The sequence below is a fragment of the Colwellia hornerae genome, from assembly GCF_007954355.1.
Classification (GTDB): Bacteria; Pseudomonadota; Gammaproteobacteria; order Enterobacterales; family Alteromonadaceae; genus Colwellia_A; species Colwellia_A hornerae.
Map to the genome: position 1 here is coordinate 1 of NZ_VOLR01000006.1, position 23743 is coordinate 23743.

Here is a 23743-nt window from a genome sequence, read left to right on the forward strand (position 1 = left end):
ATCCAAGAAATGGACGATGCCGATAAGAAACTGGAAAACGGCCTTGAATCGATTTATGATTGAATTCGAAGACCGCTTAAAGGACTTTATTTAAAACGGGCAGTTACACAAAATCTGTTACAGGCTCCGATAAAGCGATGTATAATACCAAGCATAAAAAACATGATCTCTGCTGATAAATAAATGTTGATAATTTCTAATGCTACTCTTGATCCTTTTCTGATCCTAAATAAGTAATACTTTACCCATTAAGTTTGATTATTAAACGTTATTTTGACCAACACGACTATTACTTGGCTTAATATGCCCCACAACTTAACGTCATATTAAGCCTCAGCTTAGTTCACAGCTAGCTTGTACTAGAGAATAAGTTGACTTTTAACTGATTGAGAATAAACTAAAAACTAGTTTATATTTCAATGAGATAAATCACCATGTCTGCTAAAACTTTCGCTACTTGTTCGTGTCTATTGACATTATTTATAACCCTAGCGGCACTCAGCGGTTGTGATAACAAAAAACCAGCTATTGCCTTAGGTACGTTAGAACGAGAACGCATAGCGCACACGGCAACAGTGAGTGAAGTGATCATTGCATTACCTGTTAGTGCAGGTAGTCAAGTCCTTAAAGGCACGGTATTGGTTCGGCTGGACGACACGATTCAAAAAGCTTATGTCGCCAAAGCGCAAGCTCAGATGCAACAAGCAAAAGCTAACTTAGAAAAAGTGCATAATGGTGCTCGTAAAGAGGAAGTTGCAGCAGCCTCGGCAGAAGTCGCAGGTGCGAAAGCCGCATTGATCAAAAGTGAAGCGGATTATAAACGCACTCAAATACTGATAAAAAAAGCATTATCGAGTCAAGCAACGCTCGAAAATTCCCTGGCATCACGCGATGAAAATACAGCTAAGTTACACAGTGCCCAAGAAAAACTATTACAGTTAATTAATGGCGCTCGCATTGAGGACTTACAAATAGCTGAGGCTATTTTAGCAACCGCTGTTGCGGTACTCGACAGTGAAAAGAAAAAACTCAACGATTTAACCATTACCGCAAAACGTGATGGTCTATTAGATAATCTCCCGTGGAACCTCGGTGAACGTGTCACGCTTGGTAGCCCAGTAGCAATTATATTAGCGGGAAGTGCTCCTTTTGCACGTGTCTATGTTCCAGAGCCCTACCGAGTAAAAATAAAAGTCGCAGACAAATTAACCGTACAAGTCGATGGTTTAACAGACACTATTATTGGTACTGTTCGCTGGATATCTTCTGAACCTGCTTTTACGCCTTACTTTGCATTAAACCAAGAAGAGCGTGCAAACCTGATGTATTTGGCTGAAATACAATTACCTGATAGTGCTGCAGAGCTTCCTATGGGTGTGCCCGCGCAAGTTATAATGCCATGAATGACTTAAACGATGGCCAAGAAAAAAATCTTAATGTTGGCAGCCCATTTGCGATAAGCGCACAAAAACTCACTCGAAAATTTAGCGAATTAACCGCGGTATCTGCGCTAGATTTAACTGTAGATAAGCAAACTATTTACGGATTTTTAGGCCCCAATGGCTCAGGTAAAACCACGGCAATTCGATTGCTGACCGGTTTATTAATTCCAACCAGTGGTCAGGTTAACGTTTTGGGTTGTCATTTACCGCAAGAGGCCAATAAACTGCGAATGAAAATTGGCTATATGACACAGAAGTTCTCTCTCTATGAGGATCTTACCGTCAAAGAGAACTTGCAATTTATCAGTCGAATTTATGGTCTAACGGCTAACCAACAAAAATCACGAATTAGTGAGTTGTTAAGTACTCATCAATTAACACAGCAAAGTCGGCAACTTGCTGGCAGTATGAGTGGTGGTCAAAAACAAAGACTAGCACTTGCCGCCGCAGTAATACATAAACCTAAGTTACTCTTTTTAGATGAACCCACTTCGGCAGTTGATCCGCAAAACCGACGAGAGTTTTGGGAGCAATTATTTGATCTTTGCGATCAAGGCACCACAATATTAGTCTCAACCCATTACATGGATGAAGCGGAGCGTTGTCATAAGTTGGCCATTTTAGAGAATGGTATAAAAAGAGCGGATGATAGCCCTCAAAACTTAATGAACAATATGCCTGCTCAAGTGGTTGAAGTTGGCGCAAGCAATATACGCCAAATAAAAGAGTGCTTGATCAAATTGCCACAAGTAATTTCTGCCGCTCAGCTGGGTACTCACTTACGTGTCTTAGTCAATAAAGAAGAAAGTAACCCTATCGCATTATTACAGCGCCAGCCCTGCTTAAATGATACGGCTAAACTTGCTATTGTTAGACCCAGTCTTGAAGATGTTTTTGTTAGTTGCACCGGCCAAGGGATGACACAGTAATGAAAACATCGCTATTAAGAATTCAGGCCATTGTTATAAAAGAACTACTGCAGCTTAGGCGCGATAGAATGACCTTTGGCATGGTAATAATGATCCCCCTAGTACAATTACTTCTATTCGCCTTTGCTATTAACACCAATGTGCGAGATATCCCAGTCGGTGTTGTAGATCATAGTCAAACATCTTTGAGCCGAGTATTACAGCAAACCGTTGCCGCAACCGGCATTGTTAATTTCACCCGCAGTTATCATTCAATAAAAGAAGCACAAGCCGCCATAGATAGCAGTGAGGTGCGGGCAGTGTTAATTATTCCACAAGATGTTAGCCAGCGTTTAGTTCGACACCCTAGTGTCGGTTTTGGTTTGCCACCCTCGAGTAAACAAGAGACAAGCAGGCCAATAGCACAATGGTTAGTCGATGGCTCTGATACAGTTATAGCGGGTAGTATTAAAAGTTTACGCAGTATGCCACTTACAGAGTTATTAGATAAACCCGCCAACCGAAATACTGCAACGTTTGAAGTGACCTTACTTTATAATCCAGAGCAGCGCAGTGTGGTTAATATAGTACCTGGGCTTGTTGCCGTCATCTTAACAATGACGATGATAATGTTTACCTCGGCCGCCATTGTTCGCGAGCAAGAGCGCGGTAATATGGAGATGCTAATTACTACGCCACTTGGCTCACTTGAGCTAATGATTGGTAAAATATTTCCTTATATTTTTATTGGTGCGATTCAAGTCTGTATTATTCTTGGTTTAGGTTATTGGCTATTTGACGTCCCCTTTAATGGCGGTTTTGCCCAACTAGCACTTGCGACTTTACTCTTTATTTGCGCCAGCTTAGTGCTTGGTTTAGTTATATCCACCATTGCTAAAAACCAATTACAATCAATGCAAATGACAATATTTATTTTACTGCCATCTATATTATTATCTGGCTTTATGTTCCCTTATGAAGGTATGCCACTGCCCACACAATATATTGCTGAAGCACTGCCCGCGACACACTTTATTCGCTTAATAAGAGGTGTAGTATTACGTGATGTTGCTGTTATTGAGATGAGTTTTGATATGCTATGGTTGATTGCTTTTACCTGTTTTGGCTTACTTGTTTCAGCACTGCGCTTTAAGAAAACACTCGATTAATTTATATGATAGTTACATTGCACAAGGTGAGATATTTGGGTTAATGAGCTGTCCAATTAGATTTTGATTGGTGAAAATGATAGATAAACTGTTAACATGGCGTTATATGCTTTCGTCAGTATTGACTCGATCAAACTATCGTCTTATAAATATTTGGAGTAGAAATGAATAATAAAATTATTGGTATTACCCTTATCATTGTTGGTGTTGCTGTTGCGATTTGGGGTTATAACATTTATGACTCAGCTAGCGCTCAACTTACTCGCACCTTAAACGGGGATACGCCTGTTGAAGCTTGGGCAGGAATGATCGGTGGTGTTATTGCTGTTGTTATCGGTATCACAAGAATCAAGTAACCGTTAATTTTTGTGGTTTAACGCATATTAGTGTTTACTCGTAAAAATTAGCTTTGAGCTATTTATTTTAAATAAATAGCTCTCTATTTGCGGCTTATTATAAGCGTTCAGCAATAGATCAATAACGACGATCTCGACAGTTGCGAGATATTAAGCTTAAGCGAACAAGATCAGGCTCTCAATGTTAACCATACTCATATTTTTCACCCTGTTTATTGCGCTAACAACTTTTCTGCCCTTGTCTCGACATACCCATTGGATTATCAGGGGCATGGACTTTCCTCGCTTACAGTTCACTATACTTGCAATCATATTGTTACTTGCTCATTTTATTTTTCTTGACCCGCAAATAGTAACTACACAGGCACTGATTATCAGCACAACGCTGTGTTTGATATGGCAATTATCCTGGATATTACCTTATACTTTTATTTATCCCAAAGAAGTTAAAACCTCCACCGAATACGATGCCGATAAACAACTTAGTATTATTACTTCAAATGTTCTGACACCCAATCGCAATGCCAAGGCACTGATAAAGCTGGTTAAGAAGCACCAGCCCGATGTACTCGTTACACTAGAATCAGACCTATGGTGGGAGGAACAACTTAACGTCCTAGAAACCGACATGCCTTACACCGTTAAATGTCCACTTGATAATCTCTATGGCATGCATGTATTCTCGCGATTACCGATCGCTGAACAGGAAATCAGTTATTTGGTTGAGAAGGATGTTCCGTCAATACACACAACAATAGTGTTACGTAGCGGCGACAAAGTGCGAGTGCACTTTCTTCACCCTGCGCCGCCAAGCCCAACAGAAAACGCTGAATCTGCAGAGCGTGATGCTGAGCTGATGATTGTTGCTCGAAGTGTTGCCGACAGTGACCTACCGGTTATCGTCACAGGCGATCTTAATGATGTTGCTTGGTCTGCCACCACGCGACTGTTTCGTAAAATTAGTGGTTTGCTCGATCCTCGCGTTGGACGAGGAGTATTTAACACTTTTCATGTCGACTGCCCATTGGTTCGATGGCCTTTAGATCATTTGTTTCACAGCAAACATTTTTCACTGCAAAAAATTAAGCGTTTACCGTCAATCGGTTCAGACCATTTTCCATTGTTAACCCAACTCTCGTTTACCGCACGGCGTTGTAATAATCAAGCTGGTATAAAAGCAGACGCGGCTGAAGATAAGTGGGCACAAGAAATATCTGAAGCGCAAAATGTCAGCAAAAATGATGTACCAAAGCCTGGTAAAAAAAATTAACTCGATAACCGTTCTCGATTAACGGCTCAAGGGTTACAGCACGTTAAATCGTAATTTTGCTGACTGATTTTTTGCGAATTTGGTCAGCGCACTCAGCTAAGACAATAGCACCGGCCGTTGATACATTAAGAGAATTCCCCATACCAAACATAGAAATGTGTATTTGGTGATGACTTAGCTTTAATGCCGCCTCACTTACGCCCTTGCGTTCATTACCTAACACTAATGCACAAGCTGATGGGTAAGTAACATCTTTATAATCAACCGACTGATGACAAAGTTCAACGCCAAAAACAGTATAGCCGTCGTCTATTAATGTTTGTAAGCTTGCCGTTGTGCTATCACTGTATTCAATATCCACCCATTTCGCTTCATTTCTAGAAGCTTTTTTCAATTTTTTATCTGAAATAGTGAGTTCGCCACAAACGATAATTTTTTGAATAGCAAATGCATCGGCTAAACGAATAAAAGCACCGATATTATAGCTATTGGTGACATGATCTAATACCAGGACTAAAGGAATTTTTGCCTGTTTTACGTATTCATCACGGGTCGGTTTATCTTGTCTGATGTCTTCTTTACTCAATTGTATTTTTGAATGCATGATAACTGCTCTTATTATTTGCTAATGAAGCGGCTGCTTCACCTGACTTAATCCATTAGCTTGATATTTAGTTTTGAGGTTGTTGGTTGCTACTTTGTTACCGTAAGCACTTAACCGCTTTTAACGGTAAATTTATGGTCGTTCAAGCGCTACATATGCTGAGGTAAGACTAAAACCATCGCCACCCATTTTACCAACAGAATCGAGCATCACTTGATTTATACCCTCATCGCTATAAAGGTCGTCTCTTACATAAACGAACTTTACATCTAACAACACTAGGGTTCCTCCCGCAGGTAAATCACCGAGGGTAATGAGTTCTCTTAATGTGCATTCGTATCGAATTGGCGAGGCTTTCACCGAAAAAGGAGCGACTGTGCTGCTGGCAATTTTATCGACATCGGCAAAGTCAAACTCACTTTCGTCAATGGTAATACTGGCACTGGTTTTGTTCATTTTTTCCAGTAAGTGGCTATTGACGATATTGATAACACATTCACCGGTTGCTTTGAGATTCTGTAAAGTATCTTTATCAATACCATTCCTTTGGCTTACTTGGGTATAGAGAAGTACGGGGGGATTACAGCTAGCCACCGTAAAAAATGAATAAGGAGCAAGGTTATCAACCCCCTCTTTTGAACGCGTACTGATCCAAGCGATTGGCCTTGGTGTGACACCACCGTTTAGTAGGCGATATTTTTCTTGAACACCAAGTTCTGCAATATCAAAGTTCATTAAATGCCTCTAGCCATCCGGTGAAAGAATTAGCGACTTGAGTAACTGTTGCAGCGCTGTGGTCATAAAACCATACTGCACTGTCTGCTTGTTTCTGTGCACAATCACTCAGCTTGAAGCAAAACATGCTGCCCTTACAATCTGAGGCAAACAAGATATGGCCTTTGGGCATCCCGGTCATTTCATATAGCTTTGAAAGAGAGAAGATATCGTCAAGGCTTAAAAAGTCTTGTACTTCGGTAATATCGACACCTAAGTCACAGATTTTAGTTAATACATTCGGCGTGTGCACCAAACCATAGGTTGATATTAAATATTTGTATGAATCGGGTAAGTAAGCAGTTAACTTTAATTCAAGCTCGGTAATATCATCACTAGCTATGGGAACCATGGCGCCTTTACTGCCCCAATTTTTTACAAAAAGATCAATGCTATTCATCTGGATACTCTCATTCTGTTACTGTGCTATTTATATTGAACGCTTTATAATTTGCCAATCTATCGTGCTTTGATCAAACTTAGCCGTAAATAAAAATAAAGCGCTTCTCCCTGCTCAAGACGTCGTATTCTAACAGTTTAAGAGCACAGGGTATCACTAATTAAAAGCGTAAATAGTGTTGCCTGTTTGGTTATTTCAGCTAAAAACGATACTGATAATATGTAGCTAAACCGTTCATTTTATTAAGCGATAAAAAAAGCACCTAAAAAGGTGCTTTAATAAATAATATCTTTTATCTTAATTTCAGACTAGCTTGCTTTTATGCGCGTAATGTTTGCGCCAAGTGCTTGTAGCTTATCTTCAATGTTTTGGTAACCGCGGTCAATATGATAAATACGGTCAACTTGTGTTTCTGAGGTCGCCACTAAGCCAGCAATCACTAAACTTGCTGAAGCACGTAGGTCTGTAGCCATTACTTGCGCGCCGTTTAACGATGCCACACCACAAGAAATAGCGGTATTACCTTCAAGGCTAATATCCGCGCCCATGCGTTGTAGCTCAGGAACGTGCATAAAACGATTTTCAAAAATAGTTTCTGTGGTCGTTGCTGTACCTTCGGCAATCACGTTCATCGTCACAAACTGTGCCTGCATATCGGTAGGAAAAGCAGGATGAGGAGCAGTGCGAATATTGACCGCTTTTGGTCGCTGATTCATCGTTAGCTCAATCCAGTCAACACCTGTGGTAATTTCGGCACCGGCTTCTTGTAACTTGCTTATTACCGCCTCTAAGGCTTTAGGATCTGTGTTTACACACTTGACCTTGCCTTGAGTAACCGCAGCAGCCACTAAAAAGGTACCGGTTTCAATACGGTCTGGCATTACTCGATACTGTGTTCCTGATAACTCAGCAACACCTTCGATAGTCAGTGTATCTGAACCCGCACCCGAAACTTTCGCGCCCATAGCGTTTAAGCATTTAGCTAAATCAACAATTTCTGGTTCGCGGGCAGCATTTTCAATCGTGGTAATACCTTCGGCTAACGCTGCTGCCATCATTAAGTTTTCAGTGCCGGTAACACTTACTGTGTCCATAAAAATGGTGGCACCTTGTAAGCGGCCATTATTACGAGCAATGATATAACCGTTTTCAACATCGATATCTGCGCCCATTAGCTTTAAACCGTGAATATGTAAATTCACCGGTCTTGCGCCGATAGCACAACCGCCAGGCAAAGAAACTTCAGCATGACCAAAACGGGCCAATAACGGGCCTAAAACTAGAATAGACGCACGCATAGTTTTAACTAACTCATACGATGCACGACAATGGTCTAGGGTACTCGCATCAATCACTAATTCATTGTCACCTGACCAATGAGCTTTAGCACCTAATTGGCTGAGCAATTTAATGGTCGTTTCAATATCATTTAACTTAGGAACGTTACTAAATGTAATCGGTGTCTTAGAAAGCAGTGCTGACATTAATATCGGTAAAGCGGCGTTCTTTGCGCCCGAGATGGTTACTTCACCTTTAAGGGCCGTACCACCTGTTATTTTAAATGCATCCAATAGAATATTCTTATTTGGTTATGAAAATTTAAAGCGGAAGATTAAACATTTTTTCACGTTGCCAAACTGACGTTGTGAAGGTTTTAATCGATACCGCATGAATTGCACCGGCTTTAATAGTCTCTGCTAAAGGTGCATATATTGCTTGCTGCTTCTTTACTCGGCTTAATTCGCCAAGAAAATCTGCAACCGCGATCACTTTGCACTGTGAGCCATCAAATGCAACATGTAACTCATCTAGTTCAAGGGCATCATTAAGTAATTTTTCTATATCTGAAACTTCCACATTTATCTCCGATTACTGATTAAGCTTACTATCAGTTTTTGGTAAGAACATATCAACACAACTTAACTGAGCTAATTTAATTAAATCTTTTGGTAGCTTATCAAAAGTTAATTGACAGTCAGTCTTATTACTTAATTCTAGCATGGCCAGTAGCCAAGCTAAACAAGCCGTGTCGACTTTTGAAACATTCGACAAATCAAAGATTAATACCCCTGATTTAATCAAATGTTTTGATTTTTTTTCAAATGAATTATCAATAGTTAATAAGGTTAATTCACCACTAAAAATAACTCGGGAATCTTTTTCAATAAAACTAATTTTCTTCACTTCAATTCCTAATCTTCACAGAAATAGCTTAATAACGCTACTTAAAAACGATTTTTTGATCGCTTTTTTCTTTTAACATTTCAGTAACGTACGGCAAGCCCTTTTGACGTATTAAGCCACTAAGCTCTGCTTCTTTACTATCAAGTAAGCTAACGCCTTCGGCAACCATATCATAAGCTTTCCATTCATTGGTTGTGGTGTTTTTTCTAACACGAAATGAAATATCAATAGGCGGTCTACCGGGATCTAAAACAGAGGTTCTAACAGCAACGACTTTCGCTTCGTCAAAGTCTCTTTCAGGCTCAAATTCAACTTCTTGTTGCTTATACAAGGTAAAAACTTGTGCGTATGAGGTAACCAAATACTCTCTAAATACATCAACAAAATCAGCTCGACTTTGTGTAGTAGTTTGTTCAAAGTTTTTATAGCCAATAACTTTCAATGCCGCGTATCGGTAGTTGATATAAGGCATCAGCTCTTCACGAACGATATCTTTCAATATTTCCGGGTCCTTGCGAATCTCTGGTTGTTCGTCAGCAAAACGTTTAAACGTTACTTTCGCTACAGTTTCGATCATCGTGTATGGGTTTTTATTGTTAACAGTTTTAGCTGTTGCACTAACACTCACTAATAATGCCAAGGCTATTATTACTGTAAATAAATTTCTCATGATATTGCTACTCTCCATTGGTAAACATGTTAGTCACTTCCTTGACTAAATAAAAATTGTCCAATTAATTCTTCTAGTACTAATGCCGGTTTAGTATCTTCAATAAAGTCACCTGGAACTAGCGTGCCTACCGATTCATCAATAAAACCAGGTCGTAAGCCAACGTATTGCTCACCCAACAAACCAGCGGTTAAAATAGAAACCGACGTTGCTTCTGAAAAGTTAATATACTGGGTATAAATATCTAAAGTGACCACCGGCGTATAATCTTTGGCATCAATGGTAATATGACTAACACGGCCAACCACAACACCACCCACTTTTATCGCTGAACGGACTTTTAGACCGCCAATGTTATCAAACTTAGCATAAAGTTGATATGTCTCACTATTGCCAGAAATACCACTATCAGCAACTTTTAGCGCAAGCATAAGCAACGCCGCAATACCTAATGCAGCAAATAAACCTACCATTAATTCAATTTTTTTCGACACCATGCCTTCCACCAAACCTAAAAATAAAAATTATTATAAAAATTAACTAACAGCAAAAATTAACTCGCAAACATTAATGCTGTTAATACAAAATCTAACCCTAAAACTAATAACGATGATTGCACAACCGTAGACGTTGTCGCTCGACTAATACCTTCTGATGTTGGTACACAATCGTAGCCTTTATAAACTGCTATCCAAGTGACAACAAAAGCAAAAACAACAGATTTTATCACCCCATTAAGAATATCTTTTTGAAAATCGACTTGATCCTGCATCACTGACCAAAATGTACCACTGTCTACGCCTAACCATTCAACACCGACAAGGTGACCACCTAATATACCAACCGCAGAAAAAATAGCCGCTAGCAAAGGTAAACTAATAAACCCTGCCCAAAATCGTGGTGCGATAACGCGACGTAACGGGTCAATCGCCATCATTTCTAAGCTCGACAATTGCTCTGTTGCTTTCATTAAACCGATTTCGGCCGTTAATGCCGAACCTGCACGACCTGCGAATAAGAGTGCCGCAACCACAGGACCTAATTCACGTAGTAAAGATAACGCGACCATAGGTCCTAAACTGCCTTCAGCGCCATAGCCCACTAAAATAGTATAGCCCTGTAACGAGATAACCATGCCAATAAATAAACCTGACACCACCACTATCATCAGTGAAAGTACACCGACGGAATATAACTGTTGCACCAATAAAGGGAAACCTTTGCGAATATTTGGCACGTGCAACAAGGCAGAAAGTAATAAAATAATCGCTCGGCCTAAACCGGCAATAGTAGCAATAATGCTTTGTCCTAAGCTTTGTAAACTATTCATTATGACCGTTCCTTACCCATTAATTCATCTTGATAAGAGGCAGCCGGAAAATGAAATGGCACCGGACCATCAGCTTCACCTTGAATAAATTGTTGCACCAATGGTGATGTTTGCTTGCTAATTTCTGATGGTGTGCCATGACCAATAATTTTCTTTTCGGCAATAATGTAAATGTAATCCGCAATACTCATAACTTCCGTAACGTCATGTGAGACCACAACTGACGTTAAACCTAGCGCTTCATTTAAATCTTTTATTAAGCGAACAATAACACCCATAGAGATAGGGTCTTGTCCCGCAAAAGGCTCGTCGTATAAAATGAGTTCAGGGTCTAAAGCGATAGCACGGGCAAGGGCAACTCTTCGCGCCATGCCGCCAGAAAGTTCGCCAGGTGCTAAATTTCGTGCACCACGTAAACCAACCACTTCAAGCTTCATTAGTACCATTTTTTCAATTAACGATTCTGACAAAGTACTATGTTCGCGCATCGGAAAAGCAATATTGTCGTAGACACTCATATCGGTAAATAACGCGCCACTTTGAAACAACATACTCATACGTTTACGCGCTTCATAAAGAGCACTTCGTGATAACGTTGGAATATTTTGTCCATCAAAAAGTATTTTTCCAGAGTTGGGCCTTAGTTGACCACCAATTAAACGTAATAAGGTGGTTTTACCAATACCACTTGGCCCCATTATCGCGGTAACTTTTCCTTTGGGGATCGACAAACTAATATCATCATAGATCACTCGTTCATCACGTTTAAACGTAAGGTTCTGGATATCGACCAAGTTTTCAGGCATAAGATTTATATAACGTCACTGGTTGTTATTATTAAAGTCATATGAATTTTACCTGAGCAATCAAAAAACGTCATTATAATTGCGTTAAAAATGTAAATAAAAATCGTAAGAAAGCGTGTAAAAACGTAATAAAGTGTAAGATTTACCTCCCGATAGATATTTTTTTGCTTTAATGAAATATTAACTTTGGCTGTTTTTTAACAACCGCATGTAAAAAAACCGCCTTTTGAGCACTTTTTTACCGAGATCCGATTATTTCTCTTTGTTTTTGCTTCGCAACCAGCGACAATTTGCGCTCTTAATATAGGAGCCCTTAATGTTATTACAGATTCTAATTTTACTTGTTTCACTTGTTACTCTGGTATGGAGTGCCGATAAATTTGTTTTTGGTGCGTCATCACTAGCAAGAAATTTTGGTATCTCACCGATGATTATTGGCTTAACTATCGTTGCCATGGGTTCATCTGCACCAGAAATGATGATTGCAGCGACGGCATCTTTAGATGGTAATAATAATACCGCGATCGGTAACGCGATCGGCTCAAACATTACGAATATTGCTTTAGTACTGGGTATAACGGCATTATTTCAACCTTTAAACGTATCCTCTTCAACAGTAAGAAGAGAAATCCCGTTAATTCTAATTGTTACCGCTCTTGCCTATTGGATGCTATCAGACGATTACTTTGGTTTTAACGAAGGCTTGTTGTTAATGATCGGCTTTTTTGTTTATATTTTCGCCTTACTTTTTATTACCCTAAGAGCCTCTAAAAGTCGACCGATTGATGATCCATTGATCCTTGAAGCAGAACAAGAAGTGCCTGACGCCGTCAGCAAACCTAAATCCTTACTCTGGCTAGTGGTTGGTATTATTTTCTTACCTATGAGTGCCAGTTACTTGGTCGATTCATCTGTTTTCATTGCCAAAGCTTTTGGTATCAGTGACTTGGTCATTGGTCTGACCGTTATTGCCGTTGGCACAAGCTTGCCAGAACTTGCCGCAAGTATTATGAGTATTATTAAGAAAGAAGATGATTTAGCGCTAGGCAGTATTATTGGCTCTAATATCTTCAATATTTTGGCGGTACTCTCGCTGGCTGGGCTTATTGCACCAGGCGAAGTAGACTCGGACGCAGCAGCACGCGATGCCCCTTACATGCTTGGTGTTACCGTTTTATTGTTTATACTGTGTTTCACACGTCGTGCCGGAAAATTTTGCATTGGCCGCGTAAAAGGTTTGTTATTAATAGGTGCTTTTGTCGCTTATCAAATCCTACTTTTTAGCCAAATAAAGCAATAAAAACGCTATAATAGTGATTTATATAAAATAGAAATGGGCTAATAATGAACAATTTCAAACAACTAGCGTTAGACGTTATTCAGATAGAACAACAGGCTATTGCAGAGTTAGCCCAGTACATTGATGAGAACTTTGAATATGCCTGCCAGTTAATGTTTAACTGTAAAGGTAGGGTTATCATTGCTGGTATGGGTAAGTCAGGTCATATTGGTGGCAAGATTGCCGCTACTTTAGCCAGTACCGGCACACCAGCATTTTTTGTTCACCCCGGTGAAGCAAGCCACGGTGATTTAGGCATGATAACGGCTGATGACGTCGTGTTAACTATTTCACACTCGGGTGAAACTGGTGAAGTGTTAGCGATAGTTCCTGTGATAAAACGTATTGGCGCTAAACTCATTTCAATGACGGGTAATCCAGCATCCACCTTAGCAAAGTTAGCTGATACTCATGTCTGTGTTGCTGTTGCGCAAGAAGCATGTCCGTTAGGATTAGCGCCAACATCAAGTACTACAGCAACCCTAGTAATGGGTGACGCACTCGCTGTTGCGTTATTAAATGCTCGCGGCTTTACTGCTGACGACTTCGCACTTTCTCATCCCGGTGGTAGTCTAGGAAAACGTTTATTATTACGCCTTAGCGATATAATGCATGGTGGTGAGCGCTTACCAACAGTGAATGCTCAAGCTAAAATTAAAGACGCATTAGTTGAAATGTCGTTAAAAGGCTTAGGTATGACTGCGGTAGTCGACGACAGTGGTCAATTACAAGGTTTATTCACTGACGGAGATTTACGCCGTATTCTTGATGAACGCATTGATATTCATCTTGATACTATTGAATCAGTGATGACTAAAAATCCCACTGTTGCTCATCAAGACATGCTCGCCGCCGAAGGCTTAAAAATCATGGAAGACAAAAAAATTAATGGCTTAATTATTGTTAATGACAATAATGTACCTATTGGTGCGATGAATATGCACGACTTACTCAAATCAGGTCTTATCTAACATGCAAACATTATATGGCGAAATCACTGACGTAGCATTCAATGCTATGAAAAATATCAAGCTGCTAATATGTGATATTGATGGCGTTTTTTCTGATGGCCGTATTTATTTAGGTAACAACGGTGAAGAATTAAAAGCTTTTCACACTAAAGATGGTTATGGCATAAAAGCATTAGGCGCCAGCGGCGTTGATGTGGCTGTGATCACCGGTCGAACATCAAATATCGTCGCAACACGCATGTCTGCGCTCAATGTAAAATACATAGTGCAAGGCGAGGAAAATAAGTTACCTGCATTAAAGAAAATGGCAGAAAAATTAAATTTATCCCTCGATGAAATTGCCTATATTGGTGATGACATGCCAGATCATGAATGTATCGATTATGTAGGCTTAGGCATTGCTGTGCAAGATGCCCATCCGAGTATTTTATCTATTGCTAATTACACCACTTTTAACCGTGGCGGTTTTGGTGCGGTTCGAGAAATATGCGATTTAATCATGCTTAGCCAAAACACCTTAGCCAATGCTTCCGGTGCGAGTATATGAATCGACTTTATAGTTTAACCTTGTTGTTTTTTCTCATTGCGGGAGGGGTCTACGGTATAATCGAATGGAGAAATTCCTCAACACCACAATTACAAGCGATTGATAAAACCCTGACACCTGATTTTATTGCCGAAAACTTACACAGTAATGTCTATAAACACGAAGGAAATTTAGCTTATGTCGTCGATGCTCATCGCATGGAACATTATCCTGAGCTAAATATTACCAACTTTGAGTTTCCTCAATACACACTTCATCCAAAAAATGATGCGCCAACATGGAAAATATCCGCTAATGAAGGCATATTATACAATAACAACCGGGTAAAATTAGAGAAGCGTGTTCGCTTGTTAGCAACAGATCCCGATAGCTTATTACAAGAAGTTCAAGGAAAATACTTTGAACTTGATCTAAAAACTAACATCATAAGTTCAGAACAAGAAATTAAAATTATTGGTAAAGGATTTACCATCGATGGTAAAGGTTTAATTGTCGACTTAAACACCAACCAAATGACACTAACTAAACATGTGAAATCAATTTATGAAATTGTTAAAAAATAGCCTACTGTGCTTATTGTTATCAACTCCGCTATTTTCGTCAGCTTTTGCTGAAAAATTTGATATAAAACAAAAGATTGAAATCAACGCTTCAAGACAGGCCGTTGACCTTAAAAATAAAATATTCAGCTATATTGATGATGTAGTGATCACCCAAGGCTCATTAGTGATACGTGCTGACTTAGTACAAGTACTGACCCAATCAGGCAGCGAGGAAAAAACTTATATCGCTAAAGGTAAGCCAGCAACCTTTAAACAAACCTTAGCCGATGGCACTCCCCTTAGCTTGCAAGCCGATGAAATAAGATATGAGCCCGCCAATAATTTAGTGATAATTTCAGGCAATGCGCTATTACAGCAAGAAGGCAGTGAAGTGAGTGGTAGTAGAATTACTTACAATATCGCCACTCAGTATGTTAATGCTGAAAGTAAATCTAACGAACGCACTAAAACGATTTTTCAGCCAAAAGAAAAAATTAAAGCGACAACCACAGACGCGAAAACTCAGGAAAAAAGTAATTTATGAGCACTAGCACCCTAATGGCCAAAGGCCTTGCCAAAGCCTATAAAGGCCGGAAAGTGGTTAAGAATGTCAGTATGCAAGTTTCAGCAGGACAAATAGTCGGTTTACTTGGCCCAAATGGCGCAGGAAAAACCACCTCTTTTTATATGATTGTCGGTTTAGTTGAAAGTGATAGTGGTGATATTATTTTAAATGACGAAAACCTGACGTTAGCGCCTATGCATGAGCGCGCCAGAAAAGGTATTGGATATTTACCACAAGAAGCATCTATTTTTCGAAAACTCAGTGTTTACGATAATATTATGGCTATTTTACAGACACGAAAAGAATTATCAGATGCTGAACGTGAAGAAAAATTAGAGCACCTAGTTGAAGAATTTAACATAGGTCATATTAAAGATAATTTAGGCATGAGCTTATCTGGTGGTGAACGCCGCCGAGTAGAAATTGCTCGCGCTTTAGCTGCTGAGCCAAAATTTATTTTATTAGATGAACCTTTTGCAGGCGTTGACCCAATTTCAGTAGGTGATATTAAAAAAATTATTCTACACTTAAAAGAACGCGGCATTGGTGTGTTAATAACTGATCACAATGTACGAGAAACTCTCGATGTATGTGAACATGCCTATATCGTGAGTCACGGTGAACTTATTGCAGAAGGTACTGCAGATCAAATTCTTGCAAATCAACACGTAAGAGATGTATACCTTGGTGAACAATTCACGCTATAGTAGTGAATAAATGAATAGTATCTTCGTATGAGAAAACGAAAATATCCCATTAAAAATAATAGGAAGTTAATGACCTAAATGCGCCCTACTCTACAACTCCGCATAGGACAACAATTAACCATGACGCCACAATTGCAGCAAGCAATCAAATTGCTGCAACTGTCTACGTTAGAGCTTCAACAAGAAATTCAAGAAGCCTTAGAAAGTAATCCATTGTTAGAAATGGATGAGTCTTCAAATAATCCCGAAGATAAAAGTACTGACAACCTTGAAGAAGCTCACACTGCCGGTACCGGTGATGTTAAAGAAGCCCCTGTTTCTGATGGTAGCGAAGACGCTACGCCTACCATTGATGAAATCACCACCACTGAAGCCATGGACAAGAACGATATCCCTGAAGAATTAAACATGGATACCACTTGGGATGATAACTACACGGCTGGTGCAGCAACTTCAAACTCAGGTCCAGCTTCAGAAGACTATACTTACCAAGGCGAAACTCAAGACTCCATTCAAGATCATTTACGCTGGCAAATGGAATTAAGCCCTTTTACTGAAACAGACCGCGCTATAGCCACAGCTATTATCGATGCCGTTGATGACGCCGGCTACTTAACGGTATCCAGTGAAGACATTTTAGAAAGTGTTGCCATTGAAGGGGTAGAGCTTGATGAAATTGAGGTGGTACTAAAACGTATTAACCTCTTTGATCCTGTTGGTGTCGCCGCTCGTTCTATTTCTGAATGTTTAATTATTCAACTTAATCAATTTGATCCCGCAACACCTTGGTTAGCAGAAAGTAAGTTGGTGTTACGTGACCATATTAATCTGCTGGGTAGCCGAGACTATCGTACGTTAATGCGTAAAACTCGACTAAAAGAAGAACAGCTGCGCGAAGTGGTACGGCTTATTCAATCACTTGACCCTAGACCTGGCGACAGTGTAATGAAGAGTGACGACCAGTATGTTATTCCTGATGTTTCTGTTGAAAAGAAAAATGGTCGTTGGGTGGTAGAATTAAATCCTGATACTGCGCCAAAACTTTCAGTAAATCAGCAGTATGCTTCGATGTCACGTTCAATGAAGTCGACAGCAGACACGCAATTTATTCGTTCAAATTTACAAGAAGCTAAATGGTTTATTAAAAGCTTAGAAAGCCGTAATGATACCTTATTAAAGGTTTCAAACTGTATTGTGCAACGCCAAATTGGCTTTTTTGAACATGGTAATGAAGCCATGCGCCCGATGGTGTTAAATGATATTGCCGAAGCGGTCGATATGCATGAGTCCACCATTTCACGAGTGACGACACAAAAATACATGCATACACCACGTGGTATTTTTGAACTGAAATTTTTCTTTTCTAGCCATGTTGGCACCGAAAGCGGTGGTGAATGCTCATCAACCGCTATTCGCGCACTCATCAAAAAATTTGTTGCCGCCGAAATTCCGGCAAAACCACTCAGTGATAGTAAAATGGCTGATTTATTGGCCGATCAAGGAATAAATGTAGCTCGACGCACCATAGCAAAGTATCGAGAGTCACTTTCTATTCCACCTTCTAATCAACGAAAAAGTTTACTTTAACGAAAAGATGAGGAATTAAGCTTATGCAAATTAATCTTTCTGGCCACCATGTTGACATTACCGAAGCTTTACGAGAAAACGTCACGACTAAGATGGCAAAATTAAGCCGACATTTTGATCATATCAATAATGTTCATGTTGTTCTCACCGTTGAAAAATCAAACCAAATTGCTGAAGCGACTGTTCATGTCAGTGGTTCTGATTTACATGCAAAAGCTGAAAATGCTGACATGTACGCCTCTATTGATAGCCTTGTTGTTAAGCTTGACCGGCAAATATTAAAGTACAAAGGTAAAACGAATCAGCATTAATGTTGTTTATCGCCTGTTCACTCACCAAAAAATGTAAGTAGTATAATGAAGTTGCAAGATATCCTCACCCTTGATTGCACCCTGTGTGCCATCAAGGGTACAAGCAAAAAAAAACTCCTTGAAATAATTAGCACAACTGCGGCAAAAAAATTCGACAATATTGATACCCATCAATTATTTGAAAGCTTAATGGCGCGTGAAAAAGTTGGCTCTACCGGCATAGGAAATGGTATTGCTATTCCCCATGGTCGACTGTCGAATACATCACAAGTTATTGCTGTTTTACTGACCAGTGAGCAAGCCGTTGAGTTTGATGCGATAGACAATCGTGCTGTCGATATTATTATTGCGCTGTTTGTACCCGAAGAAAACTGCCAGCAACATTTAGACACCTTGCAAAGTATTGCCCAAATATTTAGTACTAAACAAATCGCAAAGCAAGTAAGAAAATGCAAAAATTCGCAAGAGCTTTTTAATATCATTAAGCATGCTGAACGTTAATAAAATCCAATAATCCAGGAAAATTCAAATGAAACTTTTGATAGTCAGTGGTCGCTCAGGGTCAGGTAAAAGTGTCGCCTTACGTGTGCTCGAAGATTTAGGCTACTACTGTGTCGATAATATACCGGTAAATTTATTACCGGCATTAGCACATACCGTTATTAATGATTATGACAAGGTAGCCGTTAGTCTAGATGTTCGTAATTTACCCAATGACCCTAATGACGTTTCAGAAATATTAGATTACCTGCCGAAAACGGTAAAGCTCGATATTCTTTATTTAGATGCCGATGATTCTGATCTTATTCGACGTTTTAGTGAAACGCGTCGTTTGCATCCTTTGATCAAACAAAATATCCCACTCGACCAAGCTATTTCTTTAGAGAAAAAGTTGCTTGAGCCTATTTCTACACGCGCAGGTTTGTATATAAATACCAGTCAGTTATCACCTCATCAATTATCTGACCTGGTGCGTGAGCGAATCTTAGGAAAAACGTCAGCATCTATGGTGGTGGTATTTGAATCTTTTGGTTTTAAACATGGTGTACCACAAGACGCAGACTATGTTTTTGATGCACGTTTTCTGCCTAACCCTTTTTGGGAAAAAGACTTAAAAGGTTTTACCGGTTTAGATCAACCCGTGCGAGATTTTTTGGCTAGCCAACCAATTGTCACCAAATTTATTTGGCAAATTAACAGTTTTATGATGACGTGGTTACCTCATTTAGAAAGAAACAATCGCAGCTACATTACTATCGCTATTGGTTGCACCGGTGGAAAACATAGATCGGTTTATATTGCTGAAATCTTGGCGAATAACCTTAGAAAAGAGCGCGAAGATGTTCAGTCTCATCATCGCGATATTAAAATACAAAGTACTTAATAACGGTCACTGTATGCCAAAATATATCAAATCATTAACCATTAGTAATAAACTGGGATTACACGCACGTGCTGCCACTAAACTTGCCCAGTTAAGTCAAAAGCTTAATGCTAATGTTACTATTTGCCTAGAGGGCAAAGAAGCCGATGCCAGTAGTATTATGGGCTTAATGTTACTGGCTGGTGGTTTTGGAAAAACCGTTGAAATTATTACCCAAGGAGAAGATGCGCAGCAAGCACTTAGCGATGTATGCCAATTATTTTCTGATAAATTTGATGAAGACGAGTGATAAAAAGACTGAATAAAAAATTAAGTTAAGTTATTATTCATTACAACACCTTAGCCAGAAAATCTTGACTAAGATAAAAAACATATAATTTTCGTATTACTGCGGCACAGGAAAACTTTATGCCGGAAATATCAGAGCAACAACAAAATCATCAACGTCTGCAACAAGTCAATCAAGCACTTGGTAGCGGCATGTTTGTGCACGTTCGAAAATTACTACAGAACATGCCAGCCTATGATATTGCTTTAATATTAGAGTCATCTCACCCAAAAAGTCGTGCCGTATTATGGCAACTTATCGACGCTGATAATCACGGTGAAGTGCTTGAAGAACTCAATGAAGAAGTTCGCAAAGGTATTTTAAAAACCATCCGTCCTGAAAAATTAGCTGAAGTTGCTGAAGGAATGGATGTTGATGATTTAGCGGAAGTTTTACGTACTTTACCCGATAGTGTTTATCAAGAAGTATTAAGTGCTATGGACTCGCAAGACCGAGGTCGTGTCGAAGCGGCTTTATCATTCGAGGAAGATACCGCTGGCGGTATCATGAACACAGATACCATAACAATTCGTCCAGATGTTACGGTTGATGTGGTCTTACGTTATTTGCGTTTACGGGGTGACTTACCTGAGGCAACCGATTCTTTTTACGTCGTCGATGGTAAAAATCACTTTATTGGTGCTGTTTCTTTAGCCGCGATAATTACCGCTAAACCAGAAGTTATTATTTCGACACTTATTGATAAAGATATTGAAGCCATTCAAGCGCATTTGTCTGAAAGTGACGTAGCACAACTCTTTGAAAAATTTGATTGGTTCTCTGCACCGGTTATTGATGATAAAGGCCGATTACTTGGCCGTATCACTATCGACGATGTTATCGATATTATTCGTGAAGATGCCGAGCGTTCGATGATGAGTATGGCCGGTTTAGATGGAGAAGCAGATACCTTTGCTCCGGTATTAAAAAGCACCCAACAACGCTCTATTTGGCTAGGCGTTAATCTCATTACTGCACTACTCGCTGTTGCTGTATCAAGTATGTTCGAAGGTGTTTTAAGCCAACTGGCGATTTTGGCGATTTTAAATTCTTTAGTACCTAGTATGGGTGGCGTTGCCGGCAACCAAACCTTAACGCTGGTTATTCGCGCCATTGCGCTAGGCCATGTTGGCGACTCAAATGCGAGAATATTAATTCAGAAAGAGCTTGCTGTTGGTTTTCTGAATGGCGTTATTTGGGCGGTATTAATTGCCGGTGTCGTGGCTATTTGGCAACAAAATTTAATGCTTGGTGGCGTAATAGCCTTTGCGATGTTAATGAATTTAACCGCCGCGGGTATCGCTGGTGTTGCTATACCGCTGTTTTTGAAGCGGATAAATATTGACCCGGCTCTCGCCGGTAGTGTGATATTAACGACGATTACCGATGTAGTTGGAATATTCGCTTTCTTAGGTACCGCAACTTTATTTCTTACCTAATCTTAACTAGACATCAGCGTATTGAGATCTTGATACTTTTTCAAGATCTCATTGCTGCTCTGTTGGTTTTAATTATCAAAAGTACCCTGTTAAAATAACACGGTCTGATTAATTACCTCCAACCTGCATCTCTTCAATTAACAATGAACCGGTTAAGATGCTGCCTCGTAAATCGACATCACTGCCAACAGCAACTAAGCCTTTAAAAATATCAGATAAATTACCAGCAATGGTAACTTCTGATACCGGATAAGCAATTTCGCCATTCTCAACCCAGAAACCGGCAGCACCACGTGAATAATCGCCATTGACGACATTAACGCCTTGTCCCATTAATTCAGTAACGAGAAAGCCAGTACCGAGTTTTTTCAACATGGCATTAAAGTCACCACCATTGGCAGACCCTTTGGCATTAATTTGCCAATTATGGATACCACCGGCGTGACCTGTAGATTTAAGTCCTAACTTGCGTGCTGAATAACTGGTCAATAGATAGGTTTCTAAACAACCATCAACAATAATTTCACGATCAACGGTTTTTATTCCTTCACTGTCGAAGGCACTACTCGCTAACCCCTTTAAAATATGAGGGCGTTCACTGATATTTAAAAAATCAGGAAAAACTTGTTTACCAATAGCGTCCATTAAAAAGGATGACTTACGGTATAAATTACCACCGCTGATCGCGGCAATAAAATGTCCAAAAATGGAATTAGCAATGTCGGCACGAAACATCACCGGCACTTTTCCTGTGGGCAGTTTCTGCGCATTCAATCTCGATAGCGCTTCTTTTGATGCCTGTACACCAATAGCAATGCCATTATCCATTAAATCAAAATCACGATTAACAGTGTAAGCATAATCTCTTTGCATATCATCACCTTCAGAGGCGATCATTACACAGCTTAAACTATGGCGAGAGCTCGGATAGCCGACAATTTGTCCATTGGTATTGCCATAAACCTTATAGCCTTCAAAACTATCAAGTGATGCACCATCTGAGTTGGTAATACGTGGATCGTAGGCTAGCGCACTATCTTCACATTCTTTGGCGAGTTGGATAGCTTGGTCTGTTGTTAAGACTTTCGGGTGATACAAGTCTAGATCAGCAGGTGACATTTCCAGCATGTCCTTGTCTGCCAAACCTGAACAGTCGTCAACAGAAGTATATTTTGCAATATTAACCGCTGCTTGTACCGTTTGTTTTAACGCCGCTTCTGATAAATCTGCGGTTGAAGCACTCCCTTTACGACCTTGCTGATAAACCGTAATGCCCAACGCACCGTCATTAGTAAATTCAACCGTTTCCACTTCACCAAAACGTGTACCAACACTTAAGCCCTGTTGACGGCTTATAGAGGCTTCAGCTGAGTCTGCTCCTAGCGATTTTGCTAAGTCGAGTACTTGTGCTACACGTTGCTCAACATCTCTTAATTGTTCTTTCATCGATTCTTTAGCGTTCATCGTTTCAGTCATAATTTATTGTTTTCTTCTATAAATGCAGGAAATTGGAGAATATGCGCTGTATACCATAAGCACTTACGAGTATAATAGCGATAATTATCACTTTAATAACGAATATTATGCCCGACTCTGCTAACGATATCGATGAATTAGATGAAGAATTAAAAAGTAAATCAGAAGTAAAGCGCGAAATGATCCAGTTACAAATCTTTGGACAGTCGCTTATTGATTTATCTAAGCATCAGCGCAGTAAAATTCCTTTTACTGAGGAGATTAAGGACGCCTTAATTTTAGCTGATAAAATTAAAAACAAACATGAGGCATTACGTCGTCATGTTAGACACTTGGCAAGAATATTATCAGAATCTGATTTAGAGCCAATTAAACATGCCCTTGATGTTATGGCAAACAAGCATCAACAAGAAACAGCTAAGTTTGTTAAACTTGAAAAGATGCGCGATGATGCGATTGATAAAGGTAATGACTTTGTTGAAGCTTTACTGACCGAGCATGAGTCAATGGAAAGACAAAAACTACGTCAATTAGTGCGACAAGCAGCAAAAGAGAAAAAAACAGAAAAGCTGGGTAAGTATTACAAAGAACTATTTGATTATCTAAAACTTCATACTAGACAGATCAACTAGTC

Annotated in this window: 29 protein-coding genes; 18 read left to right on the forward strand and 11 right to left on the reverse strand. The window is 39.6% G+C overall.

Features of this window, described 5'->3' with window-relative positions; all coding sequences use genetic code 11:
• Positions 1-434: 434 nt before the first annotated feature.
• From ESZ26_RS05170 to ESZ26_RS05190, 5 genes are all read left to right on the forward strand, one after another.
• On the forward strand, positions 435-1403 hold the full coding sequence (locus ESZ26_RS05170) for an HlyD family secretion protein (RefSeq protein ID WP_146798651.1): 969 nt from the start codon (positions 435-437) through the stop codon (positions 1401-1403).
• Positions 1400-2371: an ABC transporter ATP-binding protein gene (locus ESZ26_RS05175; RefSeq protein WP_146798653.1), complete on the forward strand. Its 972-nt coding sequence runs from the start codon at positions 1400-1402 to the stop codon at positions 2369-2371. The genes ESZ26_RS05170 and ESZ26_RS05175 overlap by 4 nt, the downstream gene beginning before the upstream one ends.
• Positions 2371-3519 carry an ABC transporter permease gene (locus tag ESZ26_RS05180; RefSeq protein ID WP_146798655.1) on the forward strand — a complete coding sequence of 383 codons (1149 nt, stop codon included), beginning with the start codon at positions 2371-2373 and terminating at the stop codon, positions 3517-3519. Before ESZ26_RS05175 ends, ESZ26_RS05180 begins: the two co-directional genes overlap by 1 nt.
• Before the next feature lie 164 nt (positions 3520-3683).
• Positions 3684-3875 (forward strand): DUF3185 family protein, encoded by a 192-nt coding sequence (locus ESZ26_RS05185; RefSeq protein WP_146798657.1) that lies wholly within the window; start codon positions 3684-3686, stop codon positions 3873-3875.
• A gap of 181 nt (positions 3876-4056) precedes the next feature.
• Positions 4057-5145 carry an endonuclease/exonuclease/phosphatase family protein gene (locus ESZ26_RS05190; protein ID WP_146798659.1) on the forward strand — a complete coding sequence of 363 codons (1089 nt, stop codon included), beginning with the start codon at positions 4057-4059 and terminating at the stop codon, positions 5143-5145.
• A gap of 43 nt (positions 5146-5188) precedes the next feature.
• On the opposite strand, the gene ESZ26_RS05195 is transcribed toward ESZ26_RS05190, so the two are convergent.
• From ESZ26_RS05195 to mlaF, 10 genes are all read right to left on the reverse strand, one after another.
• Positions 5189-5749 carry a TrmH family RNA methyltransferase gene (locus ESZ26_RS05195; RefSeq protein ID WP_146798661.1) on the reverse strand — a complete coding sequence of 187 codons (561 nt, stop codon included), beginning with the start codon at positions 5747-5749 and terminating at the stop codon, positions 5189-5191.
• Positions 5750-5881: 132 nt separating this feature from the next.
• A complete protein-coding gene (locus ESZ26_RS05200) occupies positions 5882-6484 on the reverse strand; it encodes a flavin reductase family protein (RefSeq protein ID WP_146798663.1) in 603 nt (200 codons plus the stop codon).
• Positions 6474-6923 carry an SMI1/KNR4 family protein gene (locus tag ESZ26_RS05205; RefSeq protein ID WP_146798665.1) on the reverse strand — a complete coding sequence of 150 codons (450 nt, stop codon included), beginning with the start codon at positions 6921-6923 and terminating at the stop codon, positions 6474-6476. Before ESZ26_RS05205 ends, ESZ26_RS05200 begins: the two co-directional genes overlap by 11 nt.
• A 308-nt stretch (positions 6924-7231) precedes the next feature.
• Positions 7232-8494, reverse strand: a complete 1263-nt coding sequence (gene murA, locus ESZ26_RS05210) for a UDP-N-acetylglucosamine 1-carboxyvinyltransferase (protein WP_146798667.1) — start codon at positions 8492-8494, stop codon at positions 7232-7234.
• 28 nt (positions 8495-8522) lie between these two features.
• A complete protein-coding gene (locus tag ESZ26_RS05215; RefSeq protein ID WP_070374871.1) occupies positions 8523-8780 on the reverse strand; it encodes a BolA family protein in 258 nt (85 codons plus the stop codon).
• Between the two features lie 12 nt (positions 8781-8792).
• Complete coding sequence (locus ESZ26_RS05220; RefSeq protein ID WP_170246312.1) at positions 8793-9107, reverse strand: STAS domain-containing protein; 315 nt, start codon at positions 9105-9107, stop codon at positions 8793-8795.
• 37 nt (positions 9108-9144) lie between these two features.
• Positions 9145-9777, reverse strand: coding sequence for an ABC transporter substrate-binding protein (locus ESZ26_RS05225; RefSeq protein ID WP_146798671.1), 633 nt, complete (start codon positions 9775-9777; stop codon positions 9145-9147).
• A 29-nt stretch (positions 9778-9806) separates the two neighbouring features.
• Entirely contained in the window at positions 9807-10274 is a 468-nt protein-coding gene (mlaD, locus tag ESZ26_RS05230) for an outer membrane lipid asymmetry maintenance protein MlaD (protein ID WP_146798673.1), read from the reverse strand.
• Between the two features lie 56 nt (positions 10275-10330).
• Entirely contained in the window at positions 10331-11107 is a 777-nt protein-coding gene (gene mlaE / locus ESZ26_RS05235; protein WP_146798675.1) for a lipid asymmetry maintenance ABC transporter permease subunit MlaE, read from the reverse strand.
• On the reverse strand, positions 11107-11913 hold the full coding sequence (gene mlaF / locus ESZ26_RS05240; RefSeq protein WP_146798677.1) for a phospholipid ABC transporter ATP-binding protein MlaF: 807 nt from the start codon (positions 11911-11913) through the stop codon (positions 11107-11109). The genes mlaE and mlaF overlap by 1 nt, the downstream gene beginning before the upstream one ends.
• 316 nt (positions 11914-12229) lie before the next feature.
• Between mlaF and ESZ26_RS05245 the strand changes: the two genes are divergently transcribed.
• The 12 genes from ESZ26_RS05245 (at position 12230) to mgtE (ending at position 21633) form a co-directional block, all read left to right on the forward strand.
• Positions 12230-13213 carry a calcium/sodium antiporter gene (locus tag ESZ26_RS05245; protein WP_146798679.1) on the forward strand — a complete coding sequence of 328 codons (984 nt, stop codon included), beginning with the start codon at positions 12230-12232 and terminating at the stop codon, positions 13211-13213.
• 44 nt (positions 13214-13257) lie between these two features.
• Positions 13258-14223: a KpsF/GutQ family sugar-phosphate isomerase gene (locus ESZ26_RS05250; RefSeq protein ID WP_146798681.1), complete on the forward strand. Its 966-nt coding sequence runs from the start codon at positions 13258-13260 to the stop codon at positions 14221-14223.
• 1 nt (position 14224) lies between these two features.
• A complete protein-coding gene (gene kdsC, locus ESZ26_RS05255; protein WP_146798683.1) occupies positions 14225-14770 on the forward strand; it encodes a 3-deoxy-manno-octulosonate-8-phosphatase KdsC in 546 nt (181 codons plus the stop codon).
• A complete protein-coding gene (lptC, locus tag ESZ26_RS05260; protein ID WP_146798685.1) occupies positions 14767-15333 on the forward strand; it encodes an LPS export ABC transporter periplasmic protein LptC in 567 nt (188 codons plus the stop codon). The genes kdsC and lptC overlap by 4 nt, the downstream gene beginning before the upstream one ends.
• Positions 15314-15856 carry a lipopolysaccharide transport periplasmic protein LptA gene (gene lptA, locus ESZ26_RS05265; RefSeq protein WP_146798687.1) on the forward strand — a complete coding sequence of 181 codons (543 nt, stop codon included), beginning with the start codon at positions 15314-15316 and terminating at the stop codon, positions 15854-15856. Before lptC ends, lptA begins: the two co-directional genes overlap by 20 nt.
• Positions 15853-16584, forward strand: a complete 732-nt coding sequence (gene lptB / locus ESZ26_RS05270) for an LPS export ABC transporter ATP-binding protein (RefSeq protein ID WP_070374882.1) — start codon at positions 15853-15855, stop codon at positions 16582-16584. Before lptA ends, lptB begins: the two co-directional genes overlap by 4 nt.
• Before the next feature lie 78 nt (positions 16585-16662).
• Entirely contained in the window at positions 16663-18171 is a 1509-nt protein-coding gene (locus ESZ26_RS05275; RefSeq protein ID WP_146798689.1) for an RNA polymerase factor sigma-54, read from the forward strand.
• A gap of 23 nt (positions 18172-18194) precedes the next feature.
• Positions 18195-18482 (forward strand): ribosome hibernation promoting factor, encoded by a 288-nt coding sequence (hpf, locus tag ESZ26_RS05280; RefSeq protein ID WP_146798691.1) that lies wholly within the window; start codon positions 18195-18197, stop codon positions 18480-18482.
• Positions 18483-18527: 45 nt separating this feature from the next.
• The gene (ptsN, locus tag ESZ26_RS05285; protein WP_146798693.1) at positions 18528-18983 is read left to right on the forward strand and encodes a PTS IIA-like nitrogen regulatory protein PtsN; all 456 of its coding nucleotides are present in this window, start codon (positions 18528-18530) and stop codon (positions 18981-18983) included.
• Positions 18984-19011: 28 nt separating this feature from the next.
• Positions 19012-19866: an RNase adapter RapZ gene (gene rapZ, locus ESZ26_RS05290; protein ID WP_070374886.1), complete on the forward strand. Its 855-nt coding sequence runs from the start codon at positions 19012-19014 to the stop codon at positions 19864-19866.
• 13 nt (positions 19867-19879) lie between these two features.
• Positions 19880-20155, forward strand: coding sequence for an HPr family phosphocarrier protein (locus ESZ26_RS05295; protein WP_146798695.1), 276 nt, complete (start codon positions 19880-19882; stop codon positions 20153-20155).
• Positions 20156-20274: 119 nt separating this feature from the next.
• Positions 20275-21633 carry a magnesium transporter gene (gene mgtE / locus ESZ26_RS05300; RefSeq protein ID WP_146798696.1) on the forward strand — a complete coding sequence of 453 codons (1359 nt, stop codon included), beginning with the start codon at positions 20275-20277 and terminating at the stop codon, positions 21631-21633.
• A gap of 108 nt (positions 21634-21741) precedes the next feature.
• Here mgtE and pmbA read toward each other — a convergent pair whose 3' ends face one another.
• The gene (gene pmbA, locus ESZ26_RS05305; protein ID WP_395880742.1) at positions 21742-23109 is read right to left on the reverse strand and encodes a metalloprotease PmbA; all 1368 of its coding nucleotides are present in this window, start codon (positions 23107-23109) and stop codon (positions 21742-21744) included.
• 107 nt (positions 23110-23216) lie between these two features.
• Here pmbA and yjgA point away from each other — a divergent pair, with 107 nt between their 5' ends.
• The gene (gene yjgA / locus ESZ26_RS05310) at positions 23217-23741 is read left to right on the forward strand and encodes a ribosome biogenesis factor YjgA (protein WP_146798698.1); all 525 of its coding nucleotides are present in this window, start codon (positions 23217-23219) and stop codon (positions 23739-23741) included.
• Positions 23742-23743 lie beyond the last annotated feature (2 nt).